13 protein-coding genes are annotated in these 13,661 nt (G+C 63.9%); 8 read left to right on the top strand and 5 right to left on the bottom strand.

The genetic code is table 11. The features are described 5' to 3' along the window. Window positions 1-15 precede the first annotated feature (15 nt). On the bottom strand, window positions 16-729 hold the full coding sequence (locus tag AC5O5R_RS05455; RefSeq protein ID WP_494512174.1) for a fimbria/pilus chaperone family protein: 714 nt from the start codon (window positions 727-729) through the stop codon (window positions 16-18). A 104-nt stretch (window positions 730-833) separates the two neighbouring features. Then, window positions 834-1,487, bottom strand: coding sequence for a DUF1120 domain-containing protein (locus tag AC5O5R_RS05450; RefSeq protein WP_494515035.1), 654 nt, complete (start codon window positions 1,485-1,487; stop codon window positions 834-836). A 203-nt stretch (window positions 1,488-1,690) separates the two neighbouring features. Between AC5O5R_RS05450 and dapE the strand changes: the two genes are divergently transcribed. Genes dapE through AC5O5R_RS05435 form a run of 3 tightly spaced genes read left to right on the top strand, consistent with a single transcriptional unit; the run spans window position 1,691 to window position 4,048 of the window. Next, entirely contained in the window at window positions 1,691-2,842 is a 1,152-nt protein-coding gene (gene dapE, locus AC5O5R_RS05445) for a succinyl-diaminopimelate desuccinylase (protein WP_172228967.1), read from the top strand. Then, the gene (locus AC5O5R_RS05440; protein WP_172228969.1) at window positions 2,842-3,654 is read left to right on the top strand and encodes a putative RNA methyltransferase; all 813 of its coding nucleotides are present in this window, start codon (window positions 2,842-2,844) and stop codon (window positions 3,652-3,654) included. Before dapE ends, AC5O5R_RS05440 begins: the two co-directional genes overlap by 1 nt. A gap of 16 nt (window positions 3,655-3,670) precedes the next feature. Then, complete coding sequence (locus tag AC5O5R_RS05435) at window positions 3,671-4,048, top strand: hypothetical protein (protein WP_172228971.1); 378 nt, start codon at window positions 3,671-3,673, stop codon at window positions 4,046-4,048. Between the two features lie 64 nt (window positions 4,049-4,112). Here the strand turns inward: AC5O5R_RS05435 and AC5O5R_RS05430 are convergent, their stop codons facing one another. After that, window positions 4,113-4,322 carry a cold-shock protein gene (locus AC5O5R_RS05430; protein ID WP_003252255.1) on the bottom strand — a complete coding sequence of 70 codons (210 nt, stop codon included), beginning with the start codon at window positions 4,320-4,322 and terminating at the stop codon, window positions 4,113-4,115. Between the two features lie 231 nt (window positions 4,323-4,553). On the opposite strand from AC5O5R_RS05430, the gene plsB reads away from it, so the two are divergent. The 5 genes from plsB to AC5O5R_RS05405 all read left to right on the top strand — a co-directional run bounded on the left by plsB (window position 4,554) and on the right by AC5O5R_RS05405 (window position 9,385). Further along, window positions 4,554-7,040 carry a glycerol-3-phosphate 1-O-acyltransferase PlsB gene (gene plsB / locus AC5O5R_RS05425; RefSeq protein ID WP_172287888.1) on the top strand — a complete coding sequence of 829 codons (2,487 nt, stop codon included), beginning with the start codon at window positions 4,554-4,556 and terminating at the stop codon, window positions 7,038-7,040. 73 nt (window positions 7,041-7,113) lie between these two features. Next, window positions 7,114-7,494, top strand: a complete 381-nt coding sequence (locus AC5O5R_RS05420) for a YbaY family lipoprotein (RefSeq protein WP_172228982.1) — start codon at window positions 7,114-7,116, stop codon at window positions 7,492-7,494. Window position 7,495: 1 nt separating this feature from the next. Beyond that, window positions 7,496-8,197 carry a hypothetical protein gene (locus AC5O5R_RS05415; protein WP_172228984.1) on the top strand — a complete coding sequence of 234 codons (702 nt, stop codon included), beginning with the start codon at window positions 7,496-7,498 and terminating at the stop codon, window positions 8,195-8,197. A gap of 69 nt (window positions 8,198-8,266) precedes the next feature. After that, a complete protein-coding gene (locus AC5O5R_RS05410; RefSeq protein ID WP_172228986.1) occupies window positions 8,267-8,665 on the top strand; it encodes a YbaY family lipoprotein in 399 nt (132 codons plus the stop codon). A gap of 33 nt (window positions 8,666-8,698) precedes the next feature. Next, window positions 8,699-9,385, top strand: coding sequence for a DUF4197 domain-containing protein (locus tag AC5O5R_RS05405; protein ID WP_494515034.1), 687 nt, complete (start codon window positions 8,699-8,701; stop codon window positions 9,383-9,385). 65 nt (window positions 9,386-9,450) lie between these two features. Here AC5O5R_RS05405 and AC5O5R_RS05400 read toward each other — a convergent pair whose 3' ends face one another. Both AC5O5R_RS05400 and AC5O5R_RS05395 read right to left on the bottom strand, forming a co-directional pair. Next, window positions 9,451-12,516 carry an efflux RND transporter permease subunit gene (locus AC5O5R_RS05400; RefSeq protein WP_494515033.1) on the bottom strand — a complete coding sequence of 1,022 codons (3,066 nt, stop codon included), beginning with the start codon at window positions 12,514-12,516 and terminating at the stop codon, window positions 9,451-9,453. 6 nt (window positions 12,517-12,522) lie between these two features. Beyond that, window positions 12,523-13,623: an efflux RND transporter periplasmic adaptor subunit gene (locus tag AC5O5R_RS05395; protein ID WP_172230933.1), complete on the bottom strand. Its 1,101-nt coding sequence runs from the start codon at window positions 13,621-13,623 to the stop codon at window positions 12,523-12,525. Window positions 13,624-13,661 lie beyond the last annotated feature (38 nt).

Genomic DNA, 13,661 nt, shown 5'->3' with positions numbered 1-13,661 from the left:
TTCCCGCGCCCCCACTCAACCGTTCCCCCTGCCTAACGGTGCCTCGAATTCATCTACGGCATAGCCGTACACCGTGGCCGGGAACAGCTTTACGCTGCGATTATCCCGTCGGGCTGCCGCGTCCAGCCGAAGCACTAGCGATTCGCCGGGCAAGATGTAGGTGCGCGGCAAATACGCTTGCTCGTCCGCGGGCATCAACCTGACTTCCTGCGCCAGCCGCACCACATAGGGAGTCGGGTTCTCAACCTGTACACCTTGGCCGTGGTAGCGCCACTGCAAGCCCTCCCACGGTGAGCGATTGGCAGCAAGCCCCTTGGGATGGATGATGACAGGCAGGTTCTGCCTCACGCTCACCCCGACCTTGGCGATACGCTCACCTGTCAGTTTTTGCTGCTGAATGCCTTCGAATATCACCCGTTTCAAACGCTGGACTTGCAGGGGCGCAGTTGCACGCAACATAAACCTTACCCGCTGCTCCTCGCCCGCCTCGACGCGCCACGCGGGCTGGGAGAGAAACAGCAATGGCTCCAGGTCTTCAGGCAGGTTCTGCAGGGTGACGAGCAACAGCGCGGGGGTGGGGTCTTCATTGCGTACCGTGATCGTTGCCTCGCCATCGGCTTCGTTGACGATCACCACCGAAGTTTCCGGGACCATGCCAGCAGCCTGTGCTGCACTGCCCGACAGCAGCAGGCCGCCCGCACTCAACAGTAAACGGATCAATATGCTCAAACTCGAATCTCTACAAGAAACGTGCTCGCCGCCCTGGAGCAGCGAGCACGTCAAGGCCCCAATGCGCTTATCGTCAACGTTGTAGGCTTGACGTCAGCGCTTGATCACAGATAGGACAGTTCGATGGTCGAAGCGCCATCGATCTTTACGTCATCGGTCACGGTGAGGTTCCTCAACGCAGCAATGTTCATGTCAATCTGCAAATCAGCGGTCAGATTCCGGATGGCCGTGGGTACTGCTGCTCCGACCGCAAAACCATGGAACCTGCCCACTGCACCGTTATAGAGATAGGAATAGTCCGGCGTATAATCGCGCTGCCAGGACGTACCACTGTCAGCTGTAATAAGACGCGTCACGGACGTGCTGCCATCGACAACATAGCTGCTGGCATTCGTTCGCAGGAAATAGGCGCCGATTCGCTGGCCATGCTCGTTCATCCCAAGGCCAAATGCGATGATCGTGCCCGCTGCCGAGTCCGCACTGCCCGCTCTGCCATCGACCCCCCGCAAGGCGAACCGGGTAGGGCTTTTACAGTTCACGGAAAGTTGCTGGGGGGGCGATATGAACTGAGTTTGTCGATCTCGATGTAGCTGGTCTACCGAAATATCACCGAAGTCAAATGTTCCGCCGCCACTGAGTGAAGGCGTGCATGCACCAGGTTTGATGACACCGGTGACGACAATATCCGTTGCGCTGGCAAACACGGTCGTGCTGCACATCAGCGCAATGCCCATGGCGATCAACTGCTTGTTACCCATTGTGCTCTTCACCTTACGTTGTGTGTTGGTTGGCCCCTAGGGGCGGGGCACAACCTACACATTCGCGTACGCGGAACAGATTGAGAAATACTTCCCTTGACTCAGGCTTGCCGGCCAAACGAGTCGAAGCCGAACGCTTCACACCCAGGTTTTGCTTTAAACTATTGCGCCTTGCCCGCCTTGCCCGCTTTCGGAGTTTTACCATGACGGCCCCTGCCGAGCTCTCGCCTACCCTTCAACTGGCCTGCGACCTGATCCGTCGCCCCTCGGTCACCCCCCTCGACGCCGACTGCCAGGCGCAGATGATGAACCGTCTGGGCGCCGTCGGGTTCCAGCTGGAGCCCATGCGCTTCGAGGACGTCGACAACTTCTGGGCCACCCACGGTACCCAGGAAGGCCCGGTGCTGTGCTTCGCCGGCCATACCGACGTGGTACCGACCGGCCCGGTGCAGCAGTGGCAGCATGAGCCGTTTGAAGCGCTGATCGACGCCGACGGCATGCTTTGCGGGCGGGGCGCTGCCGACATGAAGGGCAGTCTGGCGTCCATGGTGATCGCCAGCGAGCGCTTCGTGCAGGACTACCCGAACCACCGCGGCAAGGTCGCGTTCCTGATCACCAGCGACGAAGAAGGCCCGGCCCACCACGGCACCAAGGCCGTGATCGAGCGCCTGAAAGCACGCAGCGAGCGCCTGGACTGGTGCATCGTCGGCGAGCCGTCCAGCACCACCCTGCTGGGCGACGTGGTCAAGAACGGCCGTCGCGGCTCACTGGGTGCCAAGCTGACCGTGCGCGGCAAGCAGGGCCACGTGGCCTACCCGCACCTGGCCCGCAACCCGATCCACCTGGCCGCCCCAGCCCTGGCGGAACTGGCGGCCGAGCACTGGGACGAAGGCAACGCGTTCTTCCCGCCCACCAGCTTCCAGATCTCCAACCTCAACTCCGGCACCGGCGCCACCAACGTGGTCCCGGGCGATCTGACCGCGCTGTTCAACTTCCGCTTCTCCACCGAGTCCACCGTCGAAGGCCTGCAGGCGCGGGTTGCGGCAATTCTCGACAAGCATGAACTGGACTGGTCGGTCGACTGGGCACTGTCGGGCCTGCCGTTCCTCACCGAGCCGGGCGAACTGCTGGACGCGGTGTCGGCCAGCATCAAGGGCGTCACCGGGCGCGACACCCAGCCGTCCACCAGCGGCGGTACCTCCGATGGCCGTTTCATCGCCACCATGGGCACCCAGGTGGTCGAGCTGGGGCCGGTCAACGCCACCATCCACCAGGTGGATGAGCGCATCCTCGCCAGCGACCTCGACCTGCTGACTGAAATCTACTACCAGACCCTGGTCCGGTTGCTCGCCTGATGCTTGCCTGCCCTCTTTGCCAGGCGCCCTTGAGCCCGCTCGACAACGGCGTGGTGTGCCCGGCCGGCCACCGCTTCGATCGCGCCCGCCAGGGTTACCTGAACCTGCTGCCCGTGCAGCATAAAAACAGCCGCGACCCGGGTGACAACCAGGCCATGGTCGAGGCTCGCCGCGACTTTCTCGACGCCGGTCACTACGCGCCGGTGGCCCGCCGCCTGGCCGAGCTGGCCAGCGAGCGCCAGCCGGGCGCGTGGCTGGACATCGGCTGCGGCGAGGGCTACTACACCGCCCAGCTGGCCCAGGCCCTGCCTGCTGCTGACGGCTACGCCCTGGACATCTCACGCGAGGCGGTCAAGCGCGCCTGCCGCCGGGCGCCAGCAGTGACCTGGATGGTGGCCAGCATGGCCCGCGTGCCACTGGCCGACGCCAGCTGCCAGTTCATCGCCAGCGTGTTCAGCCCATTGGACTGGGCCGAGGCCAAACGCCTGCTCAGCCCAGGCGGTGGGCTGATGCGGGTTGGCCCGACCAGCGGCCACCTGATGGAACTGCGCGAGGTGCTCTACGATGAAGTACGCCCTTATGCAGACGACAAGCACCTGGCCCTGATCCCCGAAGGTATGGCCCACGCCCACAGCGAAACCCTGGAGTTCCGCCTGAGCCTGGCCTTGCCCAAGGCCCGCGCCGACCTGCTGGCAATGACCCCGCACGGGTGGCGCGCCAGCGCCGAAAAACGGGCCAGGGTGATCGACCAGCCAGAACCGTTCGAAGTCACGGTTTCCATGCGTTATGACTATTTCGTGCGCCAAGACTGAGCACACCGGAGCCCTTATGCGTCAACCTGATATCGAGATTTACCTGAAGGACGCCGACGTCGACCACAAGCAGATTGCCCAGTGGCTGGCCGAGGCAGTCGGCCCGTGCAGCGAATGGCAGCAGAAAGGCCAGACCTTCAAATGCAAGGCCGGTAACATTCCGGTGACTTGGTTACCCAAGGCTGTAGGGAAATGGAACAGCCTGTACCTGGAAAGTGACCAGACGCCGTGGGACGACGACGTCGCCTGCGCCCGTGCCGCGTTCGCCGCACTGGGTGTGGAAGTGCGCTGTGCGCCGGGTGGCTGGGTAGAGGAAGATGGGGAAGAAGACGCCGACCGCTGGGTCCGCATCAGCGCCGACGGTGAAGAGGAAATCACCTGGCGTACGTCATGAATCCGGGCCGTTCCTGACTCTGCAGGAGCGGGCTTGTCCGCTCCTGCAGCTTGAAACCAGAGGCTCAGAGCCCTACTACGTCCTCGGCTTGCAGGCCTTTCTGGCCCTGCACGCAGGCGTACTCCACCCGCTGCCCTTCGACCAGGGTACGATGCCCCTCACCGCGGATCGCCCGATAGTGGACGAACACATCCGCACCACCTTCGCGCTGAATGAAGCCATAACCCTTGGCATCGTTGAACCACTTTACATTCCCAGTCTCACGAGACGACATCTGAACTACTCCGGATTTTTATTGTGAAAATCGCCTTGTTGACACGAGGCCACCGCCCCGTGTCGACGCCGCTTGGGGAAATATCCTGCAAGTGGCAGGCCGAGTATATGACACAGAACAAAATAATTTGATGACGGTCCCGCCGTTCGGCGATTTTTGCTGAACTTGCGCGGATACGGCAGACTAATTGGCTGGATACCCATCTAAAATCACACCCAGGGCACACACCCCATGACCCGTTCCCCCCTGCGCCGCCTGATCTTCGGCGCCTTGCGTCGCCTGTTGTACCTGTGGGTGCGCTCCGAAACCATCAACCAGTCTTCACTTACCCTCAAGCTCGACCGCAGCCGCCCGGTGTTCTACGCCCTGCCTTCGCCGGCCCTCACCGACCTGGCCGTGCTTGACCACGAATGCACCAAGGCGGGGTTGCCACGCCCGGTGCTACCGGTGGCGGTCGGCCCGCTGCAGGAACCGGCCGCGTTCTTTTACCTCACCCCCGACCCGGACTGGCTCGGCCGCCAGGACAAGCGTGGCGCCCCGCCCACCCTCGAGCGCCTGGTCGCGGCCATCAGCCAGCATGCCGAGGAAGATGCGCAGATCATTCCGGTCAGCGTGTTCTGGGGCCAGACACCGGCCAGCGAGTCCAGCCCATGGAAGCTGCTGTTCGCCGACAGCTGGGCAGTGACCGGGCGCCTGCGCCGGCTGTTGACCGTGGTTATTCTGGGGCGCAAGACCCGGGTGCAGTTCTCGGCGCCGATTCACCTGCGCGAACTGGTGCAGCACAACAAGGGTCACGAGCGCACCGTGCGCATGGCCCAGCGCCTGATGCGCGTGCATTTTCGCAACCTCAAGACCGCCGTCATCGGCCCGGACATCTCGCACCGGCGCAATCTGGTCAAAGGCCTGGTCCACGCCCCGCAGGTGCGCCAGGCCATCCTCGACGAAGCGCAGCGCGAAAACCTGCCGCTGGCCAAGGCCGAGGCCCAGGCACTGCGCTACGGCAACGAGATCGCTTCGGACTACACCTACACCGCCATCCGCTTCCTCGAAGTGGTGCTGAGCTGGTTCTGGAACAAGATCTACGACGGCATCAAGGTCAACCACATCGAGCAGGTACAGGGCATCGCCCCCGGCCATGAAGTGGTCTACGTGCCGTGCCACCGCAGCCATATCGACTACCTGCTGCTGTCCTACCTGCTGTTCCGCAATGGCCTCACCCCGCCGCACGTGGCCGCCGGCATCAACCTCAACATGCCGGTGGTGGGCAACCTGCTACGCCGCGGCGGCGCCTTCTTCATGCGCCGCACGTTCAAAGGCAACCCGCTGTACACCGCCGTGTTCAACGAGTACCTGCACACCCTGTTCAGCAAAGGCTTCCCGGTCGAGTATTTCGTCGAAGGCGGCCGCTCGCGTACCGGGCGCATGCTGCAGCCGCGCACCGGGATGCTGGCCATCACCTTGCGCAGCTTCCTGCGCTCGTCACGCACCCCGATCGTGTTCGTACCGGTCTATATCGGCTACGAACGCGTGCTCGAAGGCCGTACCTACCTGGGCGAACTGCGCGGCGCCAGCAAGAAGAAAGAGTCGATCTTCGACATCTTCAAGGTGTTCGGCGCACTCAAGCAGCGCTTTGGCCAGGTTTACGTCAACTTTGGCGAGCCGATCCGCCTGGCCGGTTTCCTCGACCAGCAGCAGCCTGGCTGGCGTGATCAGGACCACGGCCCCCAGTACCGTCCGGCCTGGCTCAACGCGACTACCACGCGCCTGGGTGAAACCGTGGCCCGCCACCTGAATGAGGCCGCTGCGGTCAACCCGGTCAACCTGGTGGCCCTGGCGCTGCTGTCCACCAGCCGCCTGGCGCTGGACGAACGCGCGCTGGTGCGCGTACTCGACCTGTACCTGGCCCTGCTGCGCCAGGTGCCCTACTCGCCACATACGACGCTGCCAGACGGCGACGGCCAGGCGCTGATCGAACACGTGCGCGGGATGAACCTGGTTTCCGAACAGAAAGACGCCCTGGGCCGCATCCTTTACCTGGATGAAGGCAACGCGGTGCTGATGACCTACTATCGCAACAACGTGCTGCACATCTTCGCCCTGCCGGCACTGCTGGCCAGTTTCTTCCTCAGCAGCTCGCGCATGAGCCGCGAACTGCTGGGCCAGTACGTGCACGCCCTGTACCCGTACCTGCAGACCGAGCTGTTCCTGCGCTGGGCACCGGAGCAGCTGGACGAAGTGATTGACCAGTGGCTGGCCGCACTGGTCGACCAGGGCCTGCTGCGCCAGGACAACGACGTGTACATACGCCCGGCGCCCAGCTCGCGGCCGTTCGTGCTGCTGACGCTGCTGGCCCGCACCATCACCCAGACCCTGCAGCGCTTCTACATGGTCACCTCCCTGCTGCTCAACAGCGGCCAGAGCACCCTCAGCGCCGAGGAACTGGAGGACCTGTGCGTGATGATGGCCCAGCGCCTGTCGATTCTGCACGGCCTGAACGCCCCGGAGTTCTTCGACAAGACGTTGTTCCGCCATTTCATCCAGACCCTCATCCAGCAAGGCGTGCTGCACGCCGACGCGCAGGGCAAACTGGGGTTTCACGACAAGCTCGGCGACTTGGCCGAAGGCGTGGCCAAGCGTGTGCTGTCGGCCGAGTTGCGCCTGTCGATCCGCCAGGTGGCGCTGCATCGGGACGAGCCAGTGGATGTAGTCCAAGGGTAGGTTTTCAGCCTGCCGCCAGGCCTTGAGAGGGGACAGGATCGACGTGCTGTTTCCCTTCTCAAGGAGTAACACCATGACCCAGCTAAAGTCGTTCAACGTCGAGATCGTCTCCTCCAGCGATAACCGCCTGCCACCCTCCGGCCAGGTCCAACTGAGCCTGCTTGATGTTTCCCTGGCGGATGCCCCGGCCGTCAGCCAGGCCGAGCTGCGCCTGCGATGTGGGGGTGTGATGCCGATCAATCTGCAACTGGCCTTCGACAGCAGCCTGATCGACCCTCGCCGGACCTACGCGTTGTCCGTGCGCATCGAGAAGGACGGCAAATTGCACTTCATCAACACCAGCCGTCACCCGATAGATCCGTACAGGGTGTTCGGCACCCAACGCGTCGTGGTCGACAGCGTCGCAGGCGCGCTCGAAGGCATGCATGGCGGCAATTTGTTCAAGGACCAATGACATGGAAATCACCGGTAACCTTGCCACCCCTTATATCCCGGATCTGCCCGAAGGTTTGCCACGACTTTCGGTCAGGGTGACCGCCTTTATAGACGGACACGAACAGTTCCTTGCCACCTGCAGCGCCCAGGCCAGCGGGTCGCCCATGCCGTTTCGCGTCCACCTCGACCCGCTGAGCCTGGACGGCCTGGAACAGGTCACCCTTGAAGCCCTGTGTACCATCGGGCTCGGCGCAGAAGCCGTGGTCGCGCGCACCACACAAACCCTGGCCATCGCCGATGTCCTGCAGGGCATGCCGCTGGAGCTGAACCTTGATGCAGTCGATGCTGCTGCGCAGGCGTCGCAAAAGTACCCTGTCGAACCTCTCGTGTTCGGCTTGAGCGGGCAGATAGTCGTCCCGCCGGAACTGCGCGTGGAGGCGGCCTACCTGGATGCCCACCTGCTGCTGATTCAAGAGGACGGTTACAGCAATCGCTACGCCAGCAACCTCGCCGAGCATTCGCTGTACCTGAGAAACGGTGGCGCGCCGTTCTCGATGTTCCTCGATGCGGCCTCGGTGCCAGAAGGCCGACAAGCCAAACTGCACCTGGGTTTGTATGACCTCGAACGCACAGTGCTGCTGGCTGGCAACGTCGTTAAAAACCTGGACCTTTCCAGCCCGCCTGACCTCTCCAATATCGTATTGCGCAAGCCGCGGCGCTGATTGATCAGGGAAAATCCGCTAAAGTCCCGGGGTTGGTTACGAGCCAGCCCCAAGGACACCGGAGATTCCATGAAAAAGCTCTTTATGCTGTGTTGCGCATCCCTGCTCGCAGCCTGTTCCAGCCACACCCCGTCCAACCAGGCCAGCCTGGATGGCGAAGTCTTCTACGTGCAACGCATCGCCCTGCCCCCCGCCGCCACCTTGAGCGTAGAACTGCAGGACGTTTCCCTGATGGACGCCCCCGCAGTGACCCTGGCGCGCCAGGCCGGCCCGGTCAAAGGCAACGTACCGCTGCCGTTTCACCTCACCTACGACCCGGCCCAGGTCAAACCCGGCCACCGCTACGCGGTGAGCGCGCGCATCGAGCTCGATGGCAAGCTGCTGTTCATCAACACCGAACACCACGGCGTGATGCTCGACGGCAATGACCCGCAGCCTGTGCGCATCAAGGTCGACCAGGTTCGTTGATACCCGTATTCACCTGTTTACAAGGAACGCTTCATGATCCGCACTTCCCTGCGCTTCACCACCCTGTGCGCCGGCTTGCTGCTGTCGGCCAGTGCCCTGGCCCTGTCGCTGGGCGACCTGACCCAGAAGGACGCCAGCGGCGGCCTTAAAGATGCCCTGACCCAAGGCGCGCAGCTGGCCGTCAAGCAGCTGAGCACGCCGGGTGGTTTCAGCAACAACCCGGATGTGCGCATCGAGCTGCCGGGCAACCTGGGCAAAGCGGCCAAGGCCATGAAGATGTTTGGCAAGGGCGACCAGGTCGAAGCCCTGGAAACCAGCATGAACAAGGCCGCTGAAGCAGCAGTGCCGCAGGCCCAGGCGATTCTGGTAGATGCCGTGAAGAACATGAGCGTGACGGATGCCAAGGGCATTCTCAGCGGCGGCGACGATTCGGCCACCCAGTACCTGAACAAGAGCAGCCGCGAGCAGATTCGCGCCAAGTTCCTGCCTATCGTCAAGCAGGCTACCGACAAGGTCGGCGTGGCTCAGCAATACAATGCCTTCGCCGCCCAGGCCAAGGGGTTGGGGCTGGTCAAGGATGACGCCAATATCGAGAACTATGTGACCGAGAAGGCGCTGGATGGGCTGTTCGAGATGATCGCCAAACAGGAACAGAGCATTCGCCAGAACCCGGCTCAGGCGGCTACCAGCCTGGCCAAGAAGGTGTTCGGCGCTCTTTGAGGCCGCCAAGGGCTGCTTCGCAGCCCATCGCCGCGAAGCGGCCCCAATGGCTTGATTGACTGATATCAGCCCTTCCTGACCCTGAACCATGCCGCATACAACGCCGGCAGAAACAGCAAGGTCAACACCGTGGCCACGATCAACCCGCCCATGATCGCCACTGCCATCGGCCCATAGAACACGCTACGCGACAGCGGAATCATCGCCAGCACGGCCGCCAGCGCGGTCAGCACGATCGGCCGGAAGCGCCGCACCGTGGCCTCGATGATCGCCTGCCAACGCTGCATGCCCGAGGCGATGTCCTGCTCGATCTGGTCGATCAGGATAACCGAGTTGCGCATGATCATCCCCGCCAGGGCAATGGTGCCCAGCATGGCAACGAAGCCGAACGGCTGGCGGAACACCAGCAGGAACAGGGTCACGCCGATCAGCCCCAGGGGGGCGGTGAGGAACACCATGACCGTGCGCGAGAAGCTGCGCAGCTGAATCATCAGCAGGGTCAGCACCACCACCACGAACAGCGGCATGCCGGCATTCACTGACTTCTGCCCGCGCTCGGAGTCCTCTACCGTGCCGCCTACCTCCAGCAAGTAACCGTCCGGCAGCTTGGCGCGAATCTCGTGCAGGGTCGGCTCGATCTGCTTCACCAGCGTCGCCGGCTGTTCCTTGTCGTAGATGTCGGCACGCACCGTCACCGTCGGCAAGCGGTTGCGGTGCCAGATGATGCCTTCCTCGAAGCCGTACTCCAGGCTCGCCACCTGCGACAGCGCCACGCTCTGACCGTTGTCGGTCGGCAACGCCAGGCTGCCGAGGTTGGCCAGCTCGCTGCGCTCCTGCCGGGTGCCGCGCAAAAGGATCTCGATCAGTTCGTTGTCTTCGCGGTACTGGCTGACCGTGGTACCGGTCAACGAGCTCTGCAGGAAGCTCGACAGGTGCGCGGTGCTGACGCCAAGCGCGCGGGCACGGTCCTGGTCGATTTCCAGGAACACCGCCTTGCTCGGCTCTTCCCAGTCCAGGTGCACGTTCACCACGTGCGGGTTCTCGCGCACCTTGTCGGCCACTTCACGGGCCAGTGCACGGGCCTTCTCGATGTGTTCGCCAGTGACCCGGAACTGCACCGGGTAACCCACCGGCGGGCCGTTTTCCAGGCGGGTAACGCGGGCACGCAGGTCGGGGAACTGCTGGTCCACGGTGTCGATCAGCCAGCTGCGCAGGCGCTCGCGGTCCTCCATCGACTTGGCCAGCACCACGAACTGGGCAAAGCTGGCTGCAGGCAGTTGCTGGTCCAGTGGCAAGTAGAAGCGCGGCGAACCGGTACCCACATAGGCCACATAGTTGTCGATGCCATCCTGCTGCTTGAGCAGTGCCTCGAGCTGCTTGACCCGCTCGGCGGTATTGGCCAGCGAGGCGCCTTCGGCCAGCTTCAGGTCGACCATCAGCTCCGGGCGCCCGGAGGCCGGGAAGAACTGCTGAGGCACGAAACGGAACAGCAGGATGCTGCCGACAAAGGCTGCCAAGGTCAGCACTATGACCGTCTTGCGGTGCCCCACGCACCACGCCACCACTCGCCGCACACGCTGGTAGAACGGCGTGGCGTAGGGGTCTGGTGCGTGGCCGTCCGAGCCATGGCGCGCCGCATGCAGCTTGGCCAGGTCAGGCAGCAGGCGCTCGCCCAGATAAGGCACGAACACCACGGCTGCGACCCACGAGGTGAGCAAGGCGATGGTCACCACCTGGAAGATCGAGCGGGTGTATTCGCCAGTGCTGGAGGCCGCCGTGGCAATCGGCAGGAAGCCCGCCGCCGTGATCAGGGTGCCAGTGAGCATCGGAAAGGCGGTGCTGGTCCAGGCGTAGCTGGCCGCCTTGAGGCGGTCGTAGCCCTGCTCCATCTTGATTGCCATCATTTCCACGGCAATGATCGCGTCGTCCACCAGCAGGCCCAGGGCCAGCACCAGCGCGCCCAGGGATATCTTGTGCAGGCCGATGCCGAAGTAATGCATGGCGGCGAAGGTCATCGCCAGCACCAGCGGGATGGCCAGCGCCACCACCAGGCCGGTGCGCAGGCCGAGGGAGAAGAAGCTCACCAGCAGCACGATCACCAGTGCCTCGACCAGCACCTGGACAAACTCGCCCACGCCAGCCTTGACCGCCGCCGGTTGGTCCGAGACCTTGCGCAGCTCCATGCCGGCCGGCAGGTTGTGCGCCAGGCGCTCGAACTCGCCTTCCAGGGCCTTGCCCAGCACCAGAATGTCACCGCCGTCCTTCATCGACACGGCCAGGCCAATGGCATCTTCACCCATGAAGCGCATGCGCGGTGCAGGTGGATCGTTGAAGCCACGGTGCACCTCGGCCACATCGCCGATGCGGAACGTGCGGTCACCGACGCGGATAGGGAACTGGCGAATCTGCTCGACACTGTCGAAACGCCCGCTCACCCGCAGTTGCAGGCGCTCGCTGGGTGTCTCGAAGAAGCCTGCAGTGCTGACCGCGTTCTGCTCCTGCAGGGCCTGCTGCACCGCCTCCAGCGGCACGCCAAGGGTCGCCAGCTTGAGGTTGGACAGCTCGATCCAGACCTTCTCGTCCTGCAGGCCGAGCAGCTCGACCTTGCCCACGTCCTTGACCCGCTGCAACTGGATCTGGATCCGGTCGGCGTAGTCCTTGAGCACCGCATAGTCGAAGCCGTCACCGGTCAGCGCATAGATGTTGCCGAACGTGGTGCCGAACTCATCGTTGAAGAACGGGCCCTGGACCTCGGGCGGCAAGGTGTGGCGGATGTCCGCGACCTTCTTGCGGATCTGGTACCAGAGCTCGGGGATGTCGTCTGAATGCAGCGAGTCGCGAGCCATGAAGGTGACCTGTGACTCGCCGGGGCGGGAGAACGAAACGATCTTCTCGTACTCGCCGGTTTCCATCAGTTTCTTCTCGATGCGCTCGGTCACCTGGCGCGCCACTTCTTCAGCAGTGGCGCCAGGCCACAGGGTGCGGATGACCATGGCCTTGAAGGTGAACGGCGGGTCCTCGCTCTGGCCGAGCTTGGTGTAGGACATGGCGCCAATGGCCGCCAGCAGGATCATCAGGAACAGGACGATCTGGCGGTTGCGCAGCGCCCAGGCAGAGAGGTTGAAACCCATCGGGACTTACTCCTTGGCCGTCAGGTTCACTACACGGTTGGTGCGGTCCACAGGGCGTACCTCCTGGCCCTCGCGCAGCACATGGCCACCGGCGGCAACCACCCAGTCGCCCGGGTCAAGGCCTTCGAGCACCGGCACGCTGTCACTGCCATACGCCCCCAGGCGCACCGTAGCCCGCTCCAGGCGGCTGTCCTTGTTGACCCGCCAGACATAGGCCTGGCCGTTTTCCGCAGTGACGGCGGACAGCGGCACAGCCAACGGGATCAGCCCTTCGTGGGCAATGAATACCCGGGCGCTCTGGCCCAGGTCCGCAGGTGTAGCGGCCGTGGCAAAGGCGATGCGCGCGGCGAAGGTGCGTGAGCGCGGGTCGGCGGCAGGTGACAACTCGCGAATACGCCCCTGGAAGCGCGCCTCCGGGAGCGACCACAACTCGACACTCACCGGCTGGCCCACGGCGAAGCGGGCAAAATGCTGCTCCGGCAGGCTGATGGCCACCTCCCGTTCACCATCGGCGGCCAGGGTGAACACGGTCTGCCCGGCGGCAACCACCTGGCCCACCTCGACCTGGCGCTTGGCGATAACCCCGGCCTGCGGCGCGCGCAACACGGCATATTCGGCCTGGTTGCCGGCCACGTCGAACTCGGCCTTGGCCTGCTTCAGGCGGGCCTGGCCGGCGCGGTAGAGGTTTTCGGCATTGTCGTACTGCGAGTGGCTGACCATCTGCCGGTCCAGCAGCTTCTGGTAACGATCGCGCTCGGCGCGCACCAGCGACAGGTTGGCCTCGGCGGCCGCCAGCTGGGCGCGGTTGGCTTCCAGTTGCAGGCGCACATCTTGCGGGTCGAGCTCGGCCAGCGGCTGGTCGGCCTTGACCCGCTGCCCCTCCTCGACCAGGCGCTTGCTGACCTTGCCGGCAATGCGGAAGGCCAGCTCCGGCTCGAAGCGCGCCCGCACTTCACCGGGGTAACTGTCGGCAGCGGCTTCGGCCGGCTGCGGCTGCACCACCAGCGCCGGGCGAGGCGCGGCGGGCGGGGCGGCTTCCTGGCCGCACGCCGCCAGGAACAGCACGGCGGCGGCGGGCAAGGCGATGGACAAGGCATGGCGCAACATGATGAATCCTTTCGCGGAGGGCACTTCGAATATTTGTA

This window comes from Pseudomonas sp. 8_5_2 (assembly GCF_059295255.1).
The sequence above is the reverse complement of the archived record's forward strand: the minus strand, read 5'-3'. Positions and strand labels throughout refer to the sequence as shown.